Origin of the sequence: Botrimarina mediterranea, from assembly GCF_007753265.1 — a bacterium.
Taxonomy (GTDB): Bacteria; Planctomycetota; Planctomycetia; order Pirellulales; family Lacipirellulaceae; genus Botrimarina; species Botrimarina mediterranea.
The window spans coordinates 4,489,095-4,511,253 of the sequence record NZ_CP036349.1; the positions used below are offsets into that span (position 1 = coordinate 4,489,095).

Below are 22,159 nucleotides of genomic sequence, written 5' to 3' on the forward strand. Positions count from 1 at the left end.
CACAACGAGCGAAGGCGAGCCGGGAGCGTCAGCGACCGGAGGAGACTACGCGCCCACTCCACTCCGGGCGCTAACCAGGATTATGCAAGGGCTAGCAGTTCAAAGTCGGGTGTATTGAAGAAGCGTTAGCGCGATAGGTCCCCCTCCTTCTTCAGAGGGAGGCCGCTTTCTCTGGTAAACGGGGGGAGGGTGCTGAAGCGGGTACCAGGGTTCCACCCCCTCCCCCCGTTTCGTGGATAAAGCGGCCTCCCCCGAAAGCGGTGGAGGGGAAAAAACGCGCCAACGCTTCATGGACGTAACCACCTAAACCCACTTCACACCGCTAGCCTTTGCATAATCCTGTGACTCTCCCGGCTCGCTGGCAAATCGAACGAAAGAGTTACCCGCCGCACCCTCCGCATCCTCCGCAGCCACCACCTCCGCAACCACTGTCGCCGCCCCCGCTGTCACTCCCGCATCCACTGCCGAAAAAAAGGCCCGTTCCACCGCAGCCGGAGTCACCACCGCGATGCCGTTTGCGATTGCCAGGCTTTCGACGACTCGCCACGGCAATATTGTAAACGATGGATAAAACGATAGACGCACCGATCACCCACAAGAGCCAATGGGTCTGACCGAACAGTATCGGAGGCACGGCAGCGATGCCGCAGAAGACGACGCCTGCACTGGACGACGATCGACACCAAGGCTTCGGCACGAGCCACATCCGCTGCCGGTTCACCCGTACAAAATCCTTCGCCTCGCCGAATCGCACCACGCTCGGAGGCCAGACATCGGCGGGCGGCTCTTCGCTGAACACGTCGCGATAACTTGCGAGCGTTTCTTCGTACTGATCTTCAAAGCGCTGGCCCTCCGAGGCGCCCCCTTTCGTTGGGCCGTGATGCAATGGCCGGCCGAGGACTTCGCCACACAACTCACCCCAGTAGCTGCGGGTGTACGTAAGGTGGAGGTGCCACGCTTGATCGACCTCGTCGGAGGGCGTCACCTCGTGACCGGCGGTCATCGCTAGGAAGACGAACCGTTTGTATTCCTCGACGACACGGGCGGCATAGGGAACATCCCAACCGTTCTCCCTCGCCAATCGGCGGGTGAAGGTGAGCGACGCCGCCGGGTCGTCGAACTCGAAAGTCTCGAGCCTGCGCCACAGTTCGCGGTCGGTTGTTCTCATCACGCCCCCTTCTAGGGTGAGGAACGTCGAGTAGGAGGGCGGCGCCAAACTTCATCTTGCCCAGCGCCCCGCAGTTGTGGTTAAGCTTACCCGAAATCCCTCGCCACGCCGCTAGCACGATGGACGACCCCGGCAGCCATCTCGACCTCTCCAGCGACGCCACGCCCACCAAGGGGCCGGGCCAGGACCGCCGTGGTCGCTTCTTGGGAGTTACCTTCGAGTGCTGCGGCATCTACGCCCGGATCTACCAGAACCGGGCCGGAGACGCGTACGAGGGCCGCTGTCCCCGTTGCATGGGGAGGATCCGGATCGGCATTGGGCCGGACGGCGGCAATACGCGGTTCTTCGTGGCGCGTTAGGTCTGGCGCCGCTAAGCCGCAAGCGGCGTGTCCTGAACCGTCAGCCGCTTGCGGCTTAGCGGCGCCATCACCGGCTCCCTCCGCGCGCTCTTGCGTCGCCAGCACGGTTTTTCCTACGGTCCGCGGCCCGAACTCCGCGCCCCCCTGGAACCCCATGGCGATCGACTATCAAGTCCGCCGCTGTACGCGCCGCTGCGCCGCCGCCGACCGTGAGCTGACGGCTGGGGAGTCGTTCGTGTCGGTGCTGGTAGACGAGGGCGCCGAAGTAGTGCGCCGCGATTACTCGGCGGTCGCTTGGAACGGTCCGCCCGAGGGGACGATCGCTTGGTGGCGATCGACGATGCCCGGCAATGGCGAAGCGAAGCCCGCGCCGCGCGAAGCGTTACTCGCCCTGCTCGACGAGTGGGCCGACAAGCCCGAAGAGGCGCCCGCGCGCTATCTGCTTGCGCTGCTGCTCGTGCGTCGCCGGGTGCTACGGCTGCAAGGCGAGGGCTTCCTCGATGGCCTGCACGGCAAAGAAACCAAGCAAGGCGACGTCGAAACGCTCACGCTCGTGTGCCGCGAGCGCGACGATCCGATCGAGATCGCCATCACGCCGCCTAGCGCCGAAGAGGCGCCGCGGCTGCAAGAGCGCCTGAGCGAACTACTCGGCGCCGCTTGACCCCCAATCGACCTAACATGCGAACCGACCAATCACTGCTCGCTCGACTCGTCGCGACTTGCGCTGCGCTGGTCGTGATCGTGTCGTCGATGGGCGCGAGCTGCTCGCCGCGGTTGGGATCGCCATTCGGTATCTCCGGCCCGCCGGCGCCGGTGGTGCTCTCGCCTACCTCGAGCGCCGCGGAGGTCGTCGCCGCGATCAACGCCAACGCTTCGCGGATCCAAACCTACCAAGCGCCGTCGGCGTCGATCTCGATGCCCCAGTCGGCCGGCCTGCCGCTGGTGTCGGCGAGCATCGCGGTGGAGCGCCCGCAGCGGTTCCGCATGCGGGCCACGACCGGCGTCTCCGGCCCTGAACTCGACCTCGGCAGCAACGACGAACGCTTCTGGATCTGGGCCCGCCGTAATGACCCGCCCGCGCTCTACACGGCGCGGCACGACCAGTGGGCCACGAGCCCGATGAAGGGCCAAGTCCCGATCGAGCCGGCGTGGCTGATCGACGCCTTGGGACTCGTCCAGCTCGACCCCACCGCGGCGTACGTCGGCCCCCTGCCCCGCGACAACAACACGATCGAGCTTCGCGCGCAAACTGCCAACGGCGTGCGGGTGTTGATCGTCGACGCTCAGACCGCCTGGGTGCGCGAACAACACGTCTACGATAACGCCGGCGCGCTGACGGCGAGCGTCGTCGCCGACAACTTCCGCTACGACCAGACGACGCAGACCTCGCTCCCCGAGCGCGTCCGGGTGAACGTCCCCGCGGCAGGACTCGACCTCACGATCAACGCGGGCCAAATCGTCATCAACGCCCCCGTAGGCGACGGCGGTCAGCTCTGGAGCCTGCCGCAGTTGGGGTCGTACCCCGTGGTGGACCTGATCGCCCCCGGCGGCGTGCAAGGCGCCACGAAGGGCCCCTGGGACCTCTCAGGAACCGGCTCGGTGTACGGCCAGCCCGGCTCGCTTGTCGAGTCGTACGCGTCAACGACGCCCGTCGCATCACAAGCAACGGCGCCAATCACGACGGCGCCGACCACACGCGCGCCGAACACGCCCAGTCAAAGGCCGAGCGTTTATCCTTCGCCGGCGACCGCACAGGTGGCGCCCGTAACGTTGCCGCAAGCAAGCGGCTTCGTCGGCCTACCAGCGGGCGGCCGAGCGCTAGAATGAGCCGTCGGCGCTAGCCGCGGGTGCGCCACGGACCGTGTTCCACCACAACCCGCGGCTAGCGCCAACGGCTCATTGACGGATCAATGCGAGCCGCCGCTTTGGCGCATCCGCATCCGGGCGCGGCTCAGCACAGGGCCGATCGTGTTGACCGGCAGGCCCACGGCGTGGCTGATCTCGTTGTACGAGCGGCCTTCGAGGTGGTACATGCGGACTACCTGGGCGTCGGGCTCGGGCAAGCCGCCGAGCATGTGATCGACCTCTTCGCGATCGGCGACACGCTGTTCGACCGGCGCTTCGCCGTTGGGGATGTCGGCCGGGTAGCCCGGGGCGTACATCGCGACAGGGGTCTGCCCGGCCTTCTGCATCAGCCGCCGGACCACGACGCGGCGCGCGATCACCGAGAGATACACGTGCAACGCGCTGCGGCGTTGGAAACGACGGAGCACGGCCTTATCGCGCTCCAGCAGCGTGACGAAGACCTCGGCGATGAGGTCCTCACGATCCGCCGGCGTGATCCGCACGCCGCGGCAGTCGGCCGCGTGGCTGACGACGTGTGAGATCAGGCCGATAAAGCGATCGACGAACAACGGCCAAGCATTGGCGTCTCCGCCAAGCAGGGAGTCGAGTAGATCACGGTCGTTCGGTAAGAGAGGCACTTACGGTCCCCTGCAGTCAGCGGATCGAGACCACGGTCCGTCGCGGTGTTGCGGCGGCCGCGGTTGGCGCCCCTTCGTTCTGTCCCGGTTCGTGTTTCCGGTAGCTTTCTTGGATGGAACGCCTCTTCCGACGATCCATCGCAAGCGCCTTTTCAACTGAGTGATGATCAATCGAATGGCGGCGTTCGCTAGCCCCGCGTTCGCCTACGCCAGCGGAACCGACTTGGTTCGACGGACGCTACCAAAAGGTTCGGCTGTTGGACGGGGGCTTATCGCACGCAAAACCTTGTCGCGGCATGCTTTCCCGCTGCAAAGTTAGGCAGGCAACGCCTCCACCAATCGTACGCAGCGCCGGCGCCGCAAGCAACCAGTTCGCGGGGCGTTGACATTGCTGCGCAGTGGTCCTAGCTTGCCCAATCAGAGCGACCGGCTACGATGCGTAAGCGGTTACCCAGCAACGACTTGCCGCCGCTCTATTGATACCCAGTCGCAACAAGCCACCCCGGCTCAAGGCGCCCCGGCCCCAAGGCCGATGGCTCCAAAACGGCCGCAAAGCCATCCAAGACCAATCCACCGCCAAAGCGGTCAATATCTAGCAGGAGAAACTCCCCGATGCCGCACGTCGTCACCCAGCCCTGCTTCAACTGCAAGTACACCGACTGCGTGGTCGTCTGCCCGGTGGAGTGCTTCTACGAGGGCGAGAAGATGCTCTACATCCACCCGGACGAGTGCATCGACTGCGAGGCATGCGTGCCCGAGTGCCCCGTCGAGGCGATCTACCACGAGGACAACGTCCCCGACGAGTGGAAGGACTTCATCGCCCTGAACGCCGAGATGTCGCCGCAAAGCGAAGTCATCACCGAAAAGAAGGAACCCCTCGCCGACAATTAAGCCGGCGAAGGGTTTTCGAGATCGAATACGCGTTTGATACGCGATACGCATTTAGCCCCCGGTCATTGACCGGGGGCTAAATTTATGCCTCAACGCAGATCCACCGACCAATACGCCGCGTCGACAAACGTCCGCCAGCTGACGTACTTCGGGTTCCCCAGCTTGATCGCCAGCAGGGGGCTGCGCTTGGGACGGACCGGCTTCTTCGCCAGCTTCATGCCGGCTTCGTCGGGGGTGCGGCCCCCCTTGCGGACGTTGCAGCGCACGCAAGCGCAGACCACGTTCTCCCAGGTGGTCTCGCCGCCACGGCAGCTCGGCACCACATGGTCGATCGACAGCTCACTGGTCGGGAACGTCTTGTTGCAATACTGGCACTTGCCGCCGTCGCGGGCGAACAGGTTCCGGCGGTTGAGGCGCACCCGCTGGCGGGGAACGCGATCGTAGTGCAGTAGACGCAGGATCCGTGGCGCCTGGATCTGGAAGTTGATCGACCGCACCCAGTCGGCGTGCGGGTCGGGCTCCATGTCTTCCGGGAACTGCGCGCGGAGAGCGCTGAGGTCACGCCACGAGTCGAAGTCGTAGTTGGCGTACTGGCCATCCTCGATGTGAATGACCTCGGCCAACTCGCGCAGCAGCAGCGTGAACGCCCGGCGCACATCGATCACGTGAATCGCCATGTACTGGCGGTTCAGGACCAGAACGCTCGCATGGAGCGCCGACATGCCGTTGTTCGGCGTCGGGTGGGTCGGCAGATAGGCAGCGGTCGCCATAGAGACTCGTCACTCCCAAATCCGTGTTTTAGGGGCCGCGCTTAGCGGGCCTGAAAACTACGCCTACAAACGGGGCATACGAAAACAGGCGCCGCTCCGCGACGCCTACGAACGTCTACCGGACTCGTCGTGACGGGGACATGTTCGCGCACAGGGCGCGTCCATCGGCTGCCGAGCTGAATTGCGAGAATCTCAGTGTTGCAAGAATCCCAACCCACTCGGCGATCGACGGATTGTCCACCGGATACCCCCATCGTAATCCAGCGGTAGCAGGGGGACTAGTCGGAACAGGGGCTCTCCGGGGGCGTCTTCACCAACTTCCGTTCGCCGCTTCGCCAAATCTTCAAACAAGGCCGCTCTTCGGCTTGATGGGCGGCTGCGCTTGTCCTTAGGATGATCACCAGAGGCGCAGAGATGTGGCTCGGAGCAATTCCTACCGTCACGGATTGGCGGAACCCTTGGCGGCAAAGCCATTTCGACGCCATTTCGATAAGGCGCTTACCGATGATTCACTTCACCTGCGATTGTTGCGGCCGGGCGATCAACCAGACGAGCGAGACCCGCTACGTCGTCCGTATGGAGGTCTACGCCGCCCTCGACGATGAGGCCGGCAACACCGCCGAAGAGGCCGATCACCTTGGAGAGATCGAGGACCTGCTTGAGCGGATGGACGACATCGACGCCGACCTCGACGAGGCCCTCTACCGTCATGTCCGCTACGACCTCTGCCCCGACTGCCGCGAGCGGTTCCTCCGCAACCCGCTGGGCCGCGTCGCCTCGCGCACGAGCTACAGCGAAAATTAGGGGCGAGTCTTGAGACTGTAGACGACAGGGTTGGAGTACTTACTCTTTCATTTGGAGTACTTACTCTTTCATGTAGTAAAGCCCTCTGCGGCTCGCTTGCGAGCCGCCCTGCTTCCTCAAGTCTCAAGCCTGCAGCCTCCCCCCTCCCACATGCTCACCGCCGGCGTCCCCGCATCGGCGAAGACGCTCGCCGCACTCTGCGACCGTGTCGCGATCTCGCTCGACGCCGGCATCGACCTCCGCCGTATCTGGCGCAGCGAAGGCGAGCGGCTATCGGGGCGCGGCGCTAAGGCTTGTTCGGAAGTCGCCGACGCAATCCAGCGCGGCGACTCGATCGACAAGGCGATCGCCGAGGCCGGGCCGTTCTTCCCGCCGCTGATGGTCGAGCTGGTCCGCGTCGGCGACCAAACCGGCACGGCCGACGAAGTCTTCCATCGCCTCGCGCAGCACTACCAGCGCCAAGTCAGTCGCGCGCGCGAGTTCCGCGGCGCCATACTCTGGCCGGTCATCCAACTAGTCCTCGCCCTTGGGATCGTCGGCGTGCTGATCGCCATCGGCGGCATCCTCAAGGACGGCAAAGGTCAACCGATCGACATGGTCGGCTTCGGCATGACGGGCGCCAGCGGACTCGTGACGTACGTAGGTCTGCTGATCGGGACCGCCCTGGTAGCAGCCCTCACTTGGCTCGCGGTGCGCCGCCGACCCGAGTGGGGCGCCAAGGTCCGCGGCTGGGCGAGTTCGATCCCCGTCATCGGCGACGCGCTGCAGAAGATCGCGCTGGCGCGGATCGCCTGGGCCTTGCGGCTGACGATGAACGTCGCCATGGACCTACGCAAAGTCGGCCCCGTGGTGCTTCGCGCGTCGGACAACGACCGCTACTCCCGCCACGCCGCCAACGTCTCCGCGATGGTGGGCCGCGGCGAGCCGCTCTCAAAGTGCTTCGCCGCAACAAAGGCGTTCCCGCAGCCTTTCCTCGATCACCTCGACGTGGCCGAACAAACCGGCACGATCGTCGAATCGATGGACCGCCTCTCGAAACGCTACGACGAAGAAGCCGAGCACGCCGTCGCGATGCTGACGCGCGTCGCCGCGTTCCTCGTGTGGGCCGCGATCGCAACGCTGATCATCGTGCTGATCTTCCGCGTGTTTGGGATGTATACGGGGATGATCAATGATGCGCTGAAGGAGATTTGAGGGACCGGGCGTCTCAACAAATCACGCGCACAAGTCACGCCCTCCGCGGAGACTTCGCGGTACCTTGCCGCACCTTAGGCAAGGATGATTTCGAGGAGCGTGTCGCCGTCGTCTAGGTTTCCAATCGTCTTGAAACCTAGACCACTGTACAAGGCAGAGGCCGCTCTGTTACTTGGTTTGTGCATGGTTCTGATACGTGTTCCACCTCGTTGTCGGATCTCTTCCAGGGCAAGCAACATCGCTTGAGCCGCATGGCCTTGACGTTGGTGGTCTTTATCGATCAGCAGCCGGAAGATCCAATACAGATCTACGTCCTCCGGGTCATCTTCGTGGCAGTATGCCAGCATTCCCACCACCCTCTCGCTGTTGCAGATTGCGCGAAGTTGATGGTGTGGCTCAAACTTGGATTCGGCGATTGTTGAGACGTTGCTCGCAACGTAGCCTTGCTGGTGATCGTGCACCGAGAGTTTGGCGCAGGCGACCCAGTTCTCACGGGTTACTTTTCGGAGCGTGACCATCCGCCTAGCTTACCAGAGAGGGCAAGTTGTCCCAGATATTCCGATGGTCTCCCGCTAAGTACAAATGAGTGAAACGCCGAACGCACGAAGCTTGCCCGCATCGAGGGAGGGTAACTGAGCAGGCCGCCAGAATGGCGTTCGAACCCTGAGTCGACGACGAAGCGCCGTCGGCGACAAAAATAGCCTGTCGCCTGCCCGCCACGTCGAGGCCGTGCATCAATACTCGTAACGCAGCGTGGCGAGATCATGGCGAAGCCATGTCGAGACCGCCCAAAAACCAGTACCGGAGGTGGGAGTCGAACCCACACGCCCTTGCGGGCAGCGGATTTTGAGTCCGCCGCGTCTGCCATTCCGCCACTCCGGCAAGGCTCGTCGGCCAAACCCTGTTTGGGCAACGAGTTAGGCCATTATGCATCACGTTCTGGCGACGGCAAGCCGTCCCGCACACAGTGGTGACTACAGCGTGAGAGAGTGAGTTTGCGGTGAAAGTCGTTGCCCATTGACTCCAGGTGGCCGACAACGGGGTTTAGCGGTCGTAGCCGCGGCACTCCTCGCTCTCCTCCCCCTCCTCGACCGGCTAGTCGTCATGCACTTCCTCATATTGCCCGCTTTATTCCTCGGCTCGCTAGCCCTAACGACGCCGGCGGTGGGGCAACAGGTCTTCAACGTCCGCGACGCAGGCGCGACAGGCGACGGCGAGACGCTCGATACAACCGCGATCCAGAAGTGCCTCAATGACTGTGGCCAGGCGGGCGGCGGCGTTGTGCTGCTGCCCGCAGGAACCTACTTGAGCGAACCGATCAAGATCCGCACGAAGACAACGCTGCGACTGGAACGCGGCGCCATCCTGCTGGCGACCGGTGATCGGTCGGCGTTTGAGCGTGACAACGAGCCCGGCAAGTTCGATCACTTCCTCACCGGAAAGGACCTCGAGGACGTGACCATTGAGGGCGAGGGGACCATCGACGGCGGCGGGCAGGCGTGGTGGGTGGCGGCCGAGGCGGCACGGCAAGCGAAGTCGGGCTACACCCTGCCGCGCCCGAACCTGATCGTGCTGACGCGGGTGAAGAACCTCACCGTCCGCGGCGTGACGATCCAGAACGCGCCCAAGTTCCATTTCGTGCCGACCGAATGCGACGGCGTGCTGGTCGAGGACGCGACGTTCCTCGCGCCCGAACGGGCGCCGAACACCGACGCGATCGACCCCAGCATGTGCGTCGATGTCGTGGTGCGGCGCTGCGTCATCGATGTGGGGGATGACAACATCGCCGTGAAGTCGGGCAAGCGCGCTGACGGCCGCGAGTTTGCCGCCCACGGGCTCACGGTGACCGACTGCACGTTCAAGCACGGCCACGGCATGTCGATCGGCAGCGAGACCGTCGGCGGCGTCAAGGATGTCGTTGTCCGCGACTGCACGTTCGAGAACACCGTCAACGGCATTCGCATCAAGAGCGACCGCAAGCGTGGCGGCACGGTCGAGAACCTCACGTGTGAGAACATCACGATGAAGAACGTCGCCGGCGCCATCACCATCACCAGCTACTACCCAAAGATCCCCGCGACCGACGAGCCGCAACCGGTCACAAAGACAACGCCCAAGTACCGCAACATCACGATCCGCAACCTCACCGCCACGAGCACCAAGGACGCGGGCTTCCTCGTCGGCTTGCCCGAAAGCCCAATCGAGAACGTGCTGCTAGAGAATGTGACGATCGATTCGCAGCGGGCCGGCCTTGAAATCCGCCACGTGCGGGGCGTCGTGCTACGGAACGTGAACGTCACAGCGGCGAAGGGTGAGCCGCTGGTCGTGGGCGACGCCGAGCCGGTTATCGACTGAGCTGCCAGAAGAATTCACCACGAAGGGCGCGACGAGTCATTTGGCGGGGCAAAGTTCTTTCTAGAGCGGACTTCATTTTTCCGTAGCGTCTCGCGCAGAGACGCGGAGACGCCGAGGCTAGGCAGCGAAGACTCACGCCAAGCCGCCAAGGCGCATAGACAAAGTCGTTGAGAAATGAGCGTAGCCGCAAACGATCGCACAGCAACGCGTTCTTTGCGGCTTAGCGCCTTTGCGTGAGTCTTGGAAAGCATCCAACTCTGCGCCTCTGCGCGAGACTTCCCCACGTTGCTCCGTGGATCAGAGCGAGGCTAGAAACGTTACGGCCAAGTGAAGCACGCTCTAGATAGCATGCCGTCGTGTTCTTCGGGCCCGTCGTGGTGAAGAATCCTTAACTCGACATCTGATCGGCGACCTTCTGCATCTCCGACCCATGCTTGTGGCGGGTGAATCTCGTGATGCCCATCGCTACGAGCCAGACGCCTAGCGCCCAGGCGAGCCCCAGCGCCCAACCGGCGACCACGTCGGTTGGCCAGTGGACCGCCAGGTAGACGCGGCTGAAGCCAACGGCGACCGTCAGCGCCACGGCCATCGTCAGGATCAACGCCTTCACACGCCACAGCGGCTGGATGCGGGCGAGCATCGCGCCGAGCGTCAGGTACACCACCGCCGCCGTGGTGGCGTGGCCGCTGGGGAAGCTCTGCGTGTACACGTGCGAGCCGTGCGGCGCGAGGTCGGGCCGCGGCCGGTCGAAGCCCGCTTTCAGGGCGAGGCTCAGCGCCACACCGCCCACCACGGTCACCACGACATACGCCGCCATGGCTCGTTTGCCGATCATCACCAAGTAAGCGACCGCACCGGCCGTCACGAGCGTCGTCACGCCGATGCCGCCTAAGGCCGTGAAGTCGCGCATCATTTCTTCCAGCCAGCGCGGGCCGATCGGATCGGCGAGGTCGTCCGGGTTGCGGAGCGACAGCAGCAGGCCGCTATCAACGCCAAGGATCTCGGCCTCGGCCACCTCGTCCGCCACCTCCAAGAAGACATACGCCGACAACGCGGCGATGATCCCGACAATGATCGGCAACGCATTGCCCCGGAGGGCCCGGTACCACGATGACAACAGCGACTTGTCCATGCCGCCAGTCTACGCAATTGACGCGCCGATCGTCACGGCATGAACATCACCAGCTCGGCGTCGGTCCACTCTTCGCCGCGCGGCCGGCCCTGGACGCCCAGCATGCAGCCGTCAGTGAGCGGCCACCACTTTTCGCGCGTCGTCGGGTCTTCGCCAGCCAGGGCGAAGTCGGCGTCGGGGTCGCTCCCCGTGTACTCGAAGCTGCGGAACAGGAACTTCCGTGCGCCGATCGTCTGGATCCAGATGTGGTAGTTCTGGATGTTGGCCCGCTTGCAAGCGGCGACGACCTCGGGCCACACATCGGCGTGCAACTCGCGGTAGAGCCGCTCCTTCGCCGGGTCCAGCTCAACAAACCCCGCGTAGCGCCGCACACCCGCGGCGACCTGCGACTCGGGCGAGGGATTCGTGGGGCCGTATGCTGCCATGATCAGAAATCCAAAAGGTTTCGCGCAGAGACGCGGAGACGGCAGAGAGATAGCGAGCGAGATGACTCACGCAAAGGCGCAAAGCCGCAAAGGTCCGTAATTCTTTTCTTCTTCGCGGCTTTGCGCCTTTGCGTGAGTCTTAAAGCTGTCTCTCTGCGTCTCCGCGTCTCTGCGCGCAAATTACTTGCCAGCTTTGCCCCACGCGTCGCGCAGCGTCACGGTGCGGTTGAACACGGGCGCCTCGGCGACGGTGTCGATCGGGTCGGCGTGGAAGTAGCCCAGGCGTTCAAACTGGTAACGATCGCCGGGCTGGGCGTCGGCGAGCTCGGGTTCGAGCTTCGCGACGACGATCTCCAGCGAGTTCGGGTTCATGTTGTCGAGGAACGTCTTGCCGTCGGGCACGTCTTCGGGGTCTTCCGCGGCGAACAGGTGGTCGTAGAGTCGCACCTCAGCGTCGAGGCAGTCTTCGGCAGGGACCCAGTGGATGGTCCCCTTCACCTTCTTGCCATCAACCAACGCCGTCGTATCGGGGTCGAGCGTACACTGCACTTCGGTGATGGCGCCCTCCCCGTCTTTGACGACCTCGACACACTTGATGATTCCCGCGCCGCGTAGCCGCACAGCGCCGCCTGGTTGGAGACGGAAGAAGCCCTTGGGGGCCGCTTCCATGAAGTCGTCCGCCTCGATCCATAGCTCGCGCGTCAGTTCGATCTCGCGTTTGCCGAGTTCGGGGTGCTGCGGGTGGTTGTCGAGTTCGCAGACCTTGATGACGCCCTCGGGGAGCGGCGTGCCGTCGGCGTACGACGTGAGCGTCACCTTCAACGGCCGTAGCACGGCCATGCGCCGCTGCGCCGTCTCGTTGAGATGCTCGCGCACCGCGTCTTCGAGCCACAGCATGTCGATCGTGCTGTTCTGCTTGGTGACGCCGATGCGTTCGCAGAACGCCCGGATCGCCTCGGCCGTGTAGCCGCGGCGACGCAGGCCCCGGATCGTCGGCATGCGGGGGTCGTCCCAGCCGGAGACGTGCCCCTCTTTCACAAGTTGGAGCAGCTTGCGCTTGCTCATTACCAAGTAGGTGAGGTTGAGCCGTGCGAACTCAATCTGTCGCGGCCGGTGGTGAGGGAGCAGCTTGAGTTCTTGCAAGCGGTCGAGGAACCAATCGTAGAGCGGGCGGTGGTTCTCGAACTCAAGCGTGCAGATCGAGTGCGTTATGCCTTCGAGCGCGTCCCCCTGGCCGTGGGCCCAGTCGTACGACGCGTACAAACACCACGCGTCGCCCGTCCGCTGGTGCGAGACGTGCTTGATGCGGTACATCACCGGGTCGCGCAGGTTGATGATCGGCGAGGCCATATCGATCTTGGCGCGCAGCGTCTTGGCGCCATCGGGGAACTCGCCCGCGCGCATCAGCGCGAAGAGGTCGAGGTTCTCTTCGACCGAGCGATCACGGAACGGGCTCGGCTTGCCTGGTTCAGTAAGCGTGCCGCGCATCTCGCGCACTTCGTCGCCCGTCAGGTCACACACGTAGGCGTGCCCCGCCTTCACCAACGCCGTGGCCCACTCGTAGTAGGTCTCGAAATAGTCGCTGGCGTGGAACAGCCGATCGTCCCACTCGGCGCCGAGCCAGCGGACGTCGTCCATGATGGCGTCGACGTACTCCTGCTCTTCCTTCGCGGGGTTCGTGTCGTCGAACCGTAGGTTGAACTGCCCGTTATAATTCCGCGCGAGGCCCGAGTTCAGGCAGATGCTCTTGGCGTGCCCGATGTGCAGGTAGCCGTTGGGCTCCGGCGGGAACCGCGTGTGGACGTGATCGACACGCCCAGCGGCGAGGTCGGCGTCGATCTGCTGCTCGATGAAATTCTTCGAGGCGGAAGGGTCGGCAGGCGTCTCGTCCGTGGACATCGCGGTGGCAAGCTGGCGGGCCAGCATTTTGGTAGGCGGGGTGGGTGGGGCGGGCACGGGAAGGCCGCTAAGCCGCAATCTACCATTCCGACCGTCCGCCGCAGAGGGCCGTTAATGAATCGCGCAGAGGCGCAGAGACGCAAAGGGCTTTACTTCCCGCCTTCTTTGCGCCTTCGCGCCTTTGCGTGAGTCTTAAGCCTTTGCGTCTTCGCAAGACTATTTCGCCAGCTCCGCCTGCACCTCCGACTTACGCCGCCAGTTTGCCGCCTCGGCCTCGTCGCCGTAGTCTTCGAACGCCTCCGCCACCGACGCATATAGCTCCGACAGCAACTTCGGGTCGCGGGGGTTCTCGGCCGATTGCAGGCGCTCGCGGAACGCCGTCATCTTCTCCCGGACGCCGGGCTTCGCGCAGATCTGCCGGCCCTCGCGCGTCGAGCAGCCGAACACGACGCCGGCGAGCTTGTCCCAATCGCCGAGTTGCTCGGTCCCTTTCTTCTGAACGGTGAGTGTGACATCGATCGTCTGGCCCGGGACGGTTTTGATGTCGTAGTCGCGACGGCCGATGAAGATGGGGAGTTCGTAGTCGTCGCTATCGACGTAGAGACGCCCGTTGCCTGGGAGCATCGTGACCGTGGCATGGCCCGCAGCGTCGGTAGTGCCATCGAAGGGGTAAGGGTGTCCTTCGTCGACCGCATCGGCGTAATCGCGCTCTCTGAGAAGTCGCTCACCGCGGACCAGCGGACTGCAGTAAATCTGTGAGCCGCTGTTCCACCACCCGACATTCGGATTAGCGAGCACTCGAACTCCTTCCACCGCCTCACCCGCCGCGTCTCGCACGGTCGCGCGGCACGCTGAAGTTTGTGACATCGCTACGATAATCGGCTCATCGCCCGGCTCTTCGAATACTTGTGGGCGATTGTAGGGGTCGATCATTGGGTCGCGAGGGTCCTCAACTACCTTCGGTGCAACCCCATTCGTCGCGTAGTGGCCCCGGCAAAGGGCAATTAGTTGGAGAGCCTCACCTTGAGGCCACCCTTTGATGACGAACGTTCCGTCGGGCTGGATCGGCGCCCAGGTGAACCACTCCTCGAAGGCTTGGTAGTCGTCGGCGTTCGGGTTGATGGTGCTGACCTTAACACGACCATCCTCTACCGGTCGTGGAACTTCGCCGTCGAGTCGTCCGTAGACCGTCGCCGAGGGCTGAAGCTCGATGTCGATCATAGGCGGATCGCTTTTCCCTAATTCAAATCGATTGATGGGGCTAAAGTGCGTGGCATGTTCTCCCTCCAATCGAACCAGCCGCATGCTAACCGGACCCGGCGCCATTGCCGGGAATCGGAGAGCGCCATCCTCCGTAGGTTCGATCTTCGTACCGGGGCGCCACGATCGGCCGTCGGACCAGATGGCGTAAATGGATCCAAGATCAGCAGGTTTGCCGTCAATCAGTGGTCGCACGGTTGGTCGAATGCCACGCACGAGCCGTACTTCGTGCGAAACAACTTCCTCTAGAGGCACATCGATATGCAGGTCATCGACGAAGCCGAAATCCGGCTGGTCGATCCACAACGAAACTTGAAGCGTTGTCACCTGTTCAACGACGTCACGATATCGCGGGTAGGAAATGTCAGCTCGACCATTGGCATCGGTTTTGACCGACGCCGGGTCGAGACCGCTACGCTCGTCTCCCTCTCGCCAGAGCCCATGCCCTTGACCCGACCGCAGCGCCCAAGGAATCACCTTCGCGCCGACGACGGGCTCGCCCTTCTCGTCAACCACCCGTACCGGCAGCTTAAGCATCTGCTGCCCGTCGGGGAGCGTGATCTCGAAGGCGGACGCCGTTGCGACGATGGCGAGGAGCGGCAGCAGCGCTAGCGGGAGGGTTCGCATGGCGGCGGGTCTCCATTGGGACAGAAAACTGAGGGGCTTTGATTAGTGGGATACGTTGTGAGTCCGGATTTGTCTATGGAAACTGAAGCTTAGTAGGGTCCGCTGTGAGGACCGTGCTTGGTGGTTTGGCGCCAGATCTGGCACGGTGGGCGAGGAGGCGCCGCGCTCGCTCAACTACGGTCCGCACAGCGGACCCTACAAGCCATCGTCCTCTTTGCGTCTCTGCACGAGACTTATCGTGACCGCGACCATCTGCCGCGCTCGCCCCGCGACGGCACGCCGCCGATAGTGTTACGCTGTCCGAACGCACCGCCACCACGGGAATCGCGGGATGCCCGATGAAACCGCTCTGGGACTCGATGTCGTCATGCTGTCGCGGATTCAGTTCGCGCTGACGATCATGTTCCACTACCTGTTCCCGCCCCTCACGATCGGGCTGGGCGTGGTGCTGGTCTATCTCGAAGGCCGCTACCTGTGGACCAAGGAGATCATCTACGAACAGGCCGCCCGGTTTTGGACGCGGCTGTTCGGGCTCAACTTTGCGCTGGGCGTCGTGACGGGCGTCGTCATGGAGTTCCAGTTCGGCACCAACTGGGCGGCGTACTCACGGTTCGTCGGCGACGTGTTCGGCTCGGCCCTCGCGGCGGAAGGCATCTTCGCGTTCTTCCTCGAGTCGGGGTTCCTTTCGCTGCTGCTGTTCGGCTGGGACCGCGTCGGGCCGAAGACGCATTTCTTCGCCACAGTGATGGTCGCGCTGGGCGGGATCTTCTCGAGCGTGTGGATCGTCATCGCCAACAGTTGGCAGCAAACGCCCACCGGCCATGTGCTCCGTGAGCACGTCGTCGGCGAGCGCACCGCGCTGCGGGCCGAGATCATCGACTTCTGGGCGATGGTCTTTAACCCTTCGACCATCCACCGTTTGACGCACGTCTGGCTGGGATCGTTCGTGCTCGGGGCGTGCTTCGTGATGAGCATCTCGGCGTGGTATCTGCTCAAGGGCAGGCACGTCGATTTCGCGCGGCGGTCGTTCATCGGCGCGCTGATGTTGGCGACCGTGTCGTCGCTCGCCCAAGCCGTGTCGGGGCATTTTAATGCGGAGATGGTCGCTCATCATCAGCCCGCCAAGCTTGCGGCGATGGAAGGCCTTTATGAGACGAAAGCCGGAGCGCCGCTGTATCTCTTCGGCTGGCCCAACTCCGCCGAGCGCCGCGTCGATTGGGGCGTGGCGATCCCTTCGGGGCTAAGCCTCTTGATCCACCAAGACCCGTCGGCTGAGGTGCCGGGGCTCGACCAACTCGGCCCTGTCTACGGCGAGCCGCCCGTCTGGATCACGTTCCAGGCCTATCACCTGATGGTGGGCATCGGCACGCTGATGATCGGCGCGACGCTCGTTGCGTGGTGGTTCTATCGCCGCGGCACGCTCTTCGAGCAGCGTTGGCTGCTGTGGTTCTTCGTCGCGTCGGTCGTGCTGGCGATGGTCGCCAACGAAGCGGGCTGGGTCGCCGCCGAGACGGGCCGCCAGCCTTGGATCGTTTACCCAACAATCGTCGATGGCGTCGCCACCGGCGGCCTCCGCACGGCGGACGGGGTCTCCGAGTCGGTCCACGCCGACCAGGTGCTCGGCTCGATCATCTTCTTCGGCGTCATCTACGCCACGCTCGGCGTCCTCTGGCTGGTGCTGCTCAACGGCAAGATCCAACATGGGCCGGAGCTTGACGAGGGCGACGACGGCGAAACGGTATCGGAACGGCGGCACGACATCGGCATGGCGGATGCTTAACGTGAATGACGAAGCAAGAATGACGAATGACGAACCAGCCGGTGGCGGATAAATCCTCCGACAGGTTCGTCATTCGTGCTTCGTCATTCGTCATTTGCAAGATCCACTTCCAACTTCCCACTTCGCCCCATGGACTACCCCACTCTCTGGTTCGTCCTCCTCGGCGTGTTGCTCACCGGGTACGCGGTGCTGGACGGGTTCGACCTGGGCGTCGCGCTGTGGCATCCGTTTGCGAAGGACGATGGCGAGCGGCGGCTATTGGTGAACTCGATCGGCCCGTTGTGGGACGGCAACGGTGTGTGGCTCGTGACGTTCGGCGGGGCGTTGTTTGCGGCGTTTCCTGAGGCGTACGCCACGGCGTTCTCGGGGTTCTATCTGGCTTTCATGGCGGCGCTGGGCGGGCTGATCTTTCGGGCCGTGTCGATCGAGTTCCGCGGCAAGGTCGATCGCGCGTGGTGGCGGGTGCTGTGGGACACGGTCTTCTTCACGGCGAGCTTCGTCGCAACTGTCGTCTACGGCGCCGCGGTCGGCGCGGCGATGGCGGGCGTGCCGCTCGATGACCGTGGCATCATGGCGAGCTCGACCCTCGAGCAAATCGGCCTCTTCTCACTGCTCACCGCTGCGCTGACGCTCTCCGCCTTCGCGCTGCACGGCGCGCTGTTCCTGGGCCTTAAGACCACCGGCGACTTGCAGCGTCGCACACGCACTTGGGCGTGGGGCGCCTACTTCGCGTACGTTGTGCTGTTCCTGATTACAACGGGCGTCGCCGTCGCTACCATCGACCGGGCCACCAAGAATTTTGACGTCCACCCTTGGGGACTGATCATCGTGGTGCTCAACTTCCTGGCGGTCGCCAACGTGTCGCGCTGCCTCTACAAGGGGTACGGCGGGCAGGCGTTCATCTCGTCGGGCTGTTCGATCGCGGCGCTGGTGTTCCTGTTCGGCTTCGCCCTCTTCCCCGACCTCGTGGCGTCTTCGACCGACCCCGCCAACAGCCTGACGATCTACAACTCGGCGTCGTCCACAGCGACGCTCAAGCTGATGGCCCTCTTCGCCCTGATCGGCATGCCCTTCGTGCTGGCGTACACGTCGGTGGTCTACTGGACCTTCCGAGGCAAAGTCCGCATCGACAAACACAGCTACTGATCCATGTATCGCGCAGAGACGCGGAGACGCGGAGACACATTCTTAAGACTCACTCAAAGGCGCTAAGACGCAAAGAACGAAAGCAATAAAGCCCTTGCGGCTTTGCGTGAGCCATCCCGCTCAGCACTCTTTCTCTGCGTCTCCGCGTCTCTGCGCGAGACCTAAGCAACTTGCTTGTAGCGTGACGGTAAGAGGGCAAGGGTCATTACCAGCAGTTGGCTTGTCGCGAAGAAGAGGAGCATGCTGGCCGTGTTGCTTTCGGAGGCGCCGTAGGCGTGGAGGCCGACGCCTAGTTCGTTGACGCCGAACCAGCTCCAGGTGGTGACGATGTTGCCGCCGACGGCGAGCGTGGCGAAGCCCACCGGGCCGATCATCTTGCCCCAGCGGGCGTGCAGCACCAGGGCGTTCCAGAGCACGATGATCAGGGCGCCGTTCTCCTTCGGGTCCCAGCCCCAGAAGCGGCCCCACGAGTCGTCCGCCCACAAGCCGCCGAGCACGGTGCCGACGAAGCTAAAGAGCAGCGCGAAGCAGAGCGTGCCGTAAGCCATGCGGATGAGTTGGTCGCCAACTTGCTTGGTGAGCAGACTCTTTGCGCCCACCAGCCGGGGGGCGCCCATCGCGATCAGGTAACCGGCGCCGAGGAAGCCAGCGAGGTACGTCGTCGAGTAACCGAGCGTCACACAGACGACGTGCGTCGCGAGCCAGAACTGCGTGTCGAGCACCGCGCGGAGGACGGTGTACGTGTCGCCGTCGAGCGACAGGTAGTGAGCCACCACCAGCGTCGCGAAGCCCAACAAGCTCGCCACAGCGCTGCCGATGCCGATCTTGTAGATCGCTTCGTACGCCACGCCGAACAGCACCGCGCCCCAGCCGATGAACACCGCCGACGAATAGAGGTTCGTCACCGGCGGCCGGCCCGAAATGTAGATACGGCCCACCAAGGCGAACGTGTGCACGAGCAGCGTCACAACGATCACCGCGAGCGCCGCACGCCCCAACGCCTTCGTCACGGTCCCCTGACCCAGCCACGACAACGCTGTCAGCACGAACGCCACGAGGTACATCGCCGCGCAGTAATAGAAAGGGCTAAAGTGGCTGAAGAAGTGCTCGAACCGCACTGCGGCGGCGTCGAGCCTTTCGGACGAGGCGAGTTTCGCCAACACCTCGGGCGAGGATTCGAGCGAACGCTCGTACTTCTCGATCGCCGCTTCGATGTCGGTGAGGCTATCGCCGAACTCCTTGGGCATGCCGCGGTTGTACGCCGTGAGGGCGTCGCTCCAAGCGGCGCCGGCGGGCTCGAGCGGCTGCTTGGTCGCCAGCCGCATCAGGTTCGCCAGGTTCGACTGGAAGAGCGTCGACCACTCGCCATCGGCCTCGCTCGGCGGCACGGCGAGCACCGCGCCGGAGCGGCTGAGTCTCTCGGCGTTGGCCTGCGCGGCGACGAGCTGCTGCCGCACCTCTTGTTCGTTCTCGCCGTTGATGCGCGGGTCGCCGAAAGCGCCGGCAAGCTGGTGCACCAGCGTAATCTTGTCCGCCAGGGCGAGCGTCTGTTGCTGGACGAGCGACAAGGGCTCGGCTTCCTCGCCCGCCTTCTTCGCCTCCTCGATCGCCGCTTGCTGCGCGATCGCGGCGTCGAACTGTTTCGCGAAGCCGGCCTCGGGGTTCATCACTTCTTCGTAGCTGTAACGGAAGAAGCCCGTGCGGTGTTCGAGACCCAGCGCGTCGAGCAACTCGAGGCTCTCGATGCGGAACACCGGGTGTTGCGCCCAACCCTCGCGCCCCGAGATCGTTTCGAGCAGCCACTGCGTCGCCGGCAGGCCGTCGCGGTCGTCCTTGTCTTCGAAGACTTCTTGCCGGGCGCTGATCGCCTGCAGCGTCGTGCGGGCGAGCGTGTCGATCGGTTTGATGCGGCCCCCCTCGGCGACCGGCAACGCGCCGAAGCGCTGGATCGCCATCGCCCCCGCTGCGTCGCTCGGCGGGCTTGCCTTGCTACCGAAGTAAGCGACCGCCACCACCGCGGCGAGCGCTGGCGCCCACACGATCGGCTGCTTCCAAGCGGCCGCTGAGAGCAGGCTCGGGCCCGCTTCGTCGGCGGCGTTCGCCTTCGCTAGGCGGTTCGCTTCTTCGACGCGCCGCCGTGCGAAGCGCGTCAGCGTGCCCATGAAGTGCACGAGCATTCCCAGGCCGACGTAAACGCAGCTCACATACGGGATCATCCAGCCCGTGTTGCTGACCACCTGGAGGACGGTCCCCTGCTCGGTGACTTCGTCATAGCCCTGCTGGTAGAGCGTATCGCCGGCGTAGCGCAGCGGGTTGTTCATCCAGATCTTCGCGTCGCGTTCGACGCCGCGCGACGGGTCATTGATCACGACGTCCGACTGAAAGTTCTTCGGGACGTTGGTCCCCGAGTACCGATCGAACCGGAAGTCTTGCAGCGTGACCGAATAGTCCTTGTAGAGCCGCTTGAAGCGCAGATCGACGCCGTACGTCTCGCCACCGGCCTCGATCGGCTGCGAGAGCAGGCCGATACCGCCGCCCCCGGGCGTGCGCATGTACGAGTTTGACACCAGCCACACGCCGAGCGACTTGCCGGTCTCCTTGTCGATCGGCTCGACGTAGGCCGAAGGCCGGTTGACGCCGCTGGCGGCCGAGGCGCCCGACACCGAACGATTCGCTAGCGCGATGCGCTGCAAGCCGGCGCCTTGCGTGGCGGGGTTCTCGGCGACAGGGCCCACCGCGGCGAGCGTCGAGTTTTCGTCGAACCGCACGACCTTGAGATCGAATGGCAGGTCGGGATGCTTCACGACTTCGCCCGACTTGGCGGCTTTGGCGAGCACGTTCTGTGGCACGACGGTGACGCGCTGCGTGTCTCCTTCGTCGGCGACGACCGCTAGTTCGACGCTGCGGATGTCCTCGGCATAGTTGGCGGTCGCGCCCTCCTGGATGGACATGACGCCCTCGACGTGGGCGAGGTCCACCACCAGTTCATTCACCAACAGCAGCGCCACGCCGGCGTGCAGCAGCACGATGCCCGCGCGCTGCTTGAAAGCCAGCAGACAGCCCACGAGGCACAGCACCGCGGCGCCGCAAGACTTCGTGAGTTGCCACAGAATGCGCATGCCCGAGTTGTCAGGCGCGGCCGAGGGATACAAGAACAGGTACGCCGCGACGCCGAGCAGCACGAGACTCAGCGCCATCGCCAGGCCCCACTCCGCGGTTCGCAATCGCGCGCGGGCTTGTAGCGACCAATACGTCATCACGAGCGCTAGGCCCGCGATGCCGGCGCGCATGGCTTGCCAGAGGCCGTCACTGAAAGCCGGCGACAGTTCGTCACCGACCGTCTTGTCGCCGAAGATGACCCACGCCGTCGCCGCCACGCCCGCCACGACAAGCGCGAGCCCGGCCGCCAGCCGGCCGCCCTTCGACGCGACCTTGAAGCGCACCGAATGCGCGGCGAGCAGGTTGAGGAACATCGCCACACCGATCAGCTTGCCGCCGGGGAACAAGAAACCCCCCGTGATCGGCTGCGCCTCGCTCTTGGTGAACATCTCCACCAGCCGCGCGAACGCCTGCCATTCGATCGTCGCCACCCAGACGCGGAAGTAGTTCTCTTCGACCACGTACCAAACGTCGTGGTCCACCTGGGCAAGCGTCCCCGCGAAGACCAAGAAGATCGCCAGCGAGAAGAGCACGACCGTCAACCGCAGCGACGCCAACGGCCCGAGCAGCCGCTCCAGCGTCGACGCCTCGCGTCGAGAGCGCGGCGCGTCGGTCGGTCGTGCCGTCGTGGCACTGGGAGTAGCTTCGAGGGTCGCGCCCATTTAATTCGCCTGCAAGAATGCGATGGCTTCTTCATTACTCCCCTC

At 64.1% G+C, this 22,159-nt stretch carries 18 protein-coding genes and 1 tRNA gene; 9 read left to right on the forward strand and 10 right to left on the reverse strand.

All coding sequences use genetic code 11. The annotated features are described in order from the left end of the window. Positions 1-379: 379 nt before the first annotated feature. Positions 380-1,168: a glycine-rich domain-containing protein gene (locus tag Spa11_RS17265; protein ID WP_145114518.1), complete on the reverse strand. Its 789-nt coding sequence runs from the start codon at positions 1,166-1,168 to the stop codon at positions 380-382. 119 nt (positions 1,169-1,287) lie between these two features. Here Spa11_RS17265 and Spa11_RS17270 point away from each other — a divergent pair, with 119 nt between their 5' ends. The 3 genes from Spa11_RS17270 (at position 1,288) to Spa11_RS17280 (ending at position 3,354) form a co-directional block, all read left to right on the forward strand. Next, positions 1,288-1,527: a hypothetical protein gene (locus Spa11_RS17270; protein WP_145114520.1), complete on the forward strand. Its 240-nt coding sequence runs from the start codon at positions 1,288-1,290 to the stop codon at positions 1,525-1,527. A gap of 154 nt (positions 1,528-1,681) precedes the next feature. After that, positions 1,682-2,188, forward strand: a complete 507-nt coding sequence (locus Spa11_RS17275) for a hypothetical protein (RefSeq protein ID WP_145114522.1) — start codon at positions 1,682-1,684, stop codon at positions 2,186-2,188. Positions 2,189-2,205: 17 nt separating this feature from the next. After that, positions 2,206-3,354 carry a hypothetical protein gene (locus Spa11_RS17280; RefSeq protein ID WP_145114524.1) on the forward strand — a complete coding sequence of 383 codons (1,149 nt, stop codon included), beginning with the start codon at positions 2,206-2,208 and terminating at the stop codon, positions 3,352-3,354. An 80-nt stretch (positions 3,355-3,434) separates the two neighbouring features. On the opposite strand, the gene Spa11_RS17285 is transcribed toward Spa11_RS17280, so the two are convergent. Then, positions 3,435-4,010 carry an RNA polymerase sigma factor gene (locus Spa11_RS17285; protein ID WP_145114526.1) on the reverse strand — a complete coding sequence of 192 codons (576 nt, stop codon included), beginning with the start codon at positions 4,008-4,010 and terminating at the stop codon, positions 3,435-3,437. 612 nt (positions 4,011-4,622) lie between these two features. On the opposite strand from Spa11_RS17285, the gene Spa11_RS17290 reads away from it, so the two are divergent. Next, on the forward strand, positions 4,623-4,901 hold the full coding sequence (locus Spa11_RS17290) for a ferredoxin family protein (RefSeq protein WP_145114528.1): 279 nt from the start codon (positions 4,623-4,625) through the stop codon (positions 4,899-4,901). Between the two features lie 89 nt (positions 4,902-4,990). On the opposite strand, the gene Spa11_RS17295 is transcribed toward Spa11_RS17290, so the two are convergent. Further along, positions 4,991-5,671, reverse strand: a complete 681-nt coding sequence (locus tag Spa11_RS17295) for an HNH endonuclease (RefSeq protein WP_145114530.1) — start codon at positions 5,669-5,671, stop codon at positions 4,991-4,993. A 504-nt stretch (positions 5,672-6,175) separates the two neighbouring features. Between Spa11_RS17295 and Spa11_RS17300 the strand changes: the two genes are divergently transcribed. After that, a complete protein-coding gene (locus Spa11_RS17300) occupies positions 6,176-6,475 on the forward strand; it encodes a hypothetical protein (RefSeq protein WP_145114532.1) in 300 nt (99 codons plus the stop codon). 150 nt (positions 6,476-6,625) lie between these two features. Further along, entirely contained in the window at positions 6,626-7,669 is a 1,044-nt protein-coding gene (locus Spa11_RS17305) for a type II secretion system F family protein (protein ID WP_145114534.1), read from the forward strand. 74 nt (positions 7,670-7,743) lie between these two features. On the opposite strand, the gene Spa11_RS17310 is transcribed toward Spa11_RS17305, so the two are convergent. Both Spa11_RS17310 and Spa11_RS17315 read right to left on the reverse strand, forming a co-directional pair. Then, positions 7,744-8,187: a GNAT family N-acetyltransferase gene (locus Spa11_RS17310; protein WP_145114536.1), complete on the reverse strand. Its 444-nt coding sequence runs from the start codon at positions 8,185-8,187 to the stop codon at positions 7,744-7,746. Between the two features lie 281 nt (positions 8,188-8,468). Then, positions 8,469-8,551, reverse strand: a tRNA-Leu gene (locus tag Spa11_RS17315). A gap of 222 nt (positions 8,552-8,773) precedes the next feature. Here Spa11_RS17315 and Spa11_RS17320 point away from each other — a divergent pair. Continuing rightward, the gene (locus tag Spa11_RS17320; protein ID WP_145114538.1) at positions 8,774-10,024 is read left to right on the forward strand and encodes a glycoside hydrolase family 28 protein; all 1,251 of its coding nucleotides are present in this window, start codon (positions 8,774-8,776) and stop codon (positions 10,022-10,024) included. Positions 10,025-10,412: 388 nt separating this feature from the next. Here Spa11_RS17320 and Spa11_RS17325 read toward each other — a convergent pair whose 3' ends face one another. From Spa11_RS17325 to Spa11_RS17340, 4 genes are all read right to left on the reverse strand, one after another. Next, positions 10,413-11,156, reverse strand: a complete 744-nt coding sequence (locus Spa11_RS17325; RefSeq protein WP_145114540.1) for a phosphatase PAP2 family protein — start codon at positions 11,154-11,156, stop codon at positions 10,413-10,415. Positions 11,157-11,188: 32 nt separating this feature from the next. Then, on the reverse strand, positions 11,189-11,581 hold the full coding sequence (locus Spa11_RS17330) for an L-rhamnose mutarotase (RefSeq protein ID WP_145114542.1): 393 nt from the start codon (positions 11,579-11,581) through the stop codon (positions 11,189-11,191). A 180-nt stretch (positions 11,582-11,761) separates the two neighbouring features. Then, positions 11,762-13,507: a glutamine--tRNA ligase/YqeY domain fusion protein gene (locus tag Spa11_RS17335; protein WP_231933008.1), complete on the reverse strand. Its 1,746-nt coding sequence runs from the start codon at positions 13,505-13,507 to the stop codon at positions 11,762-11,764. Between the two features lie 189 nt (positions 13,508-13,696). After that, positions 13,697-15,367: a hypothetical protein gene (locus Spa11_RS17340; protein WP_145114544.1), complete on the reverse strand. Its 1,671-nt coding sequence runs from the start codon at positions 15,365-15,367 to the stop codon at positions 13,697-13,699. Between the two features lie 331 nt (positions 15,368-15,698). Between Spa11_RS17340 and Spa11_RS17345 the strand changes: the two genes are divergently transcribed. Both Spa11_RS17345 and cydB read left to right on the forward strand, forming a co-directional pair. Further along, entirely contained in the window at positions 15,699-17,147 is a 1,449-nt protein-coding gene (locus tag Spa11_RS17345) for a cytochrome ubiquinol oxidase subunit I (protein ID WP_145114546.1), read from the forward strand. A gap of 129 nt (positions 17,148-17,276) precedes the next feature. Next, on the forward strand, positions 17,277-18,293 hold the full coding sequence (gene cydB / locus Spa11_RS17350) for a cytochrome d ubiquinol oxidase subunit II (protein WP_145114548.1): 1,017 nt from the start codon (positions 17,277-17,279) through the stop codon (positions 18,291-18,293). Between the two features lie 161 nt (positions 18,294-18,454). On the opposite strand, the gene ccsA is transcribed toward cydB, so the two are convergent. Continuing rightward, on the reverse strand, positions 18,455-22,114 hold the full coding sequence (gene ccsA, locus Spa11_RS17355; RefSeq protein ID WP_145114550.1) for a cytochrome c biogenesis protein: 3,660 nt from the start codon (positions 22,112-22,114) through the stop codon (positions 18,455-18,457). Between the last annotated feature and the right edge of the window lie 45 nt (positions 22,115-22,159).

Coding starts and splice junctions, on each gene's coding strand:
- Spa11_RS17320 (WP_145114538.1), top strand. CDS start 8,774: ATGCACTTCCTCATATTGCCCGCTTTATTCCTCGGCTCGCTAGCCCTA.
- Spa11_RS17330 (WP_145114542.1), bottom strand. CDS start 11,581: ATGGCAGCATACGGCCCCACGAATCCCTCGCCCGAGTCGCAGGTCGCC.
- Spa11_RS17335 (WP_231933008.1), bottom strand. CDS start 13,507: ATGCTGGCCCGCCAGCTTGCCACCGCGATGTCCACGGACGAGACGCCT.
- Spa11_RS17275 (WP_145114522.1), top strand. CDS start 1,682: ATGGCGATCGACTATCAAGTCCGCCGCTGTACGCGCCGCTGCGCCGCC.
- Spa11_RS17290 (WP_145114528.1), top strand. CDS start 4,623: ATGCCGCACGTCGTCACCCAGCCCTGCTTCAACTGCAAGTACACCGAC.
- Spa11_RS17305 (WP_145114534.1), top strand. CDS start 6,626: ATGCTCACCGCCGGCGTCCCCGCATCGGCGAAGACGCTCGCCGCACTC.
- Spa11_RS17300 (WP_145114532.1), top strand. CDS start 6,176: ATGATTCACTTCACCTGCGATTGTTGCGGCCGGGCGATCAACCAGACG.
- cydB (WP_145114548.1), top strand. CDS start 17,277: ATGGACTACCCCACTCTCTGGTTCGTCCTCCTCGGCGTGTTGCTCACC.
- Spa11_RS17265 (WP_145114518.1), bottom strand. CDS start 1,168: ATGAGAACAACCGACCGCGAACTGTGGCGCAGGCTCGAGACTTTCGAG.
- Spa11_RS17295 (WP_145114530.1), bottom strand. CDS start 5,671: ATGGCGACCGCTGCCTATCTGCCGACCCACCCGACGCCGAACAACGGC.
- Spa11_RS17270 (WP_145114520.1), top strand. CDS start 1,288: ATGGACGACCCCGGCAGCCATCTCGACCTCTCCAGCGACGCCACGCCC.
- Spa11_RS17325 (WP_145114540.1), bottom strand. CDS start 11,156: ATGGACAAGTCGCTGTTGTCATCGTGGTACCGGGCCCTCCGGGGCAAT.
- Spa11_RS17340 (WP_145114544.1), bottom strand. CDS start 15,367: ATGCGAACCCTCCCGCTAGCGCTGCTGCCGCTCCTCGCCATCGTCGCA.
- ccsA (WP_145114550.1), bottom strand. CDS start 22,114: ATGGGCGCGACCCTCGAAGCTACTCCCAGTGCCACGACGGCACGACCG.
- Spa11_RS17310 (WP_145114536.1), bottom strand. CDS start 8,187: ATGGTCACGCTCCGAAAAGTAACCCGTGAGAACTGGGTCGCCTGCGCC.
- Spa11_RS17345 (WP_145114546.1), top strand. CDS start 15,699: ATGCCCGATGAAACCGCTCTGGGACTCGATGTCGTCATGCTGTCGCGG.
- Spa11_RS17280 (WP_145114524.1), top strand. CDS start 2,206: ATGCGAACCGACCAATCACTGCTCGCTCGACTCGTCGCGACTTGCGCT.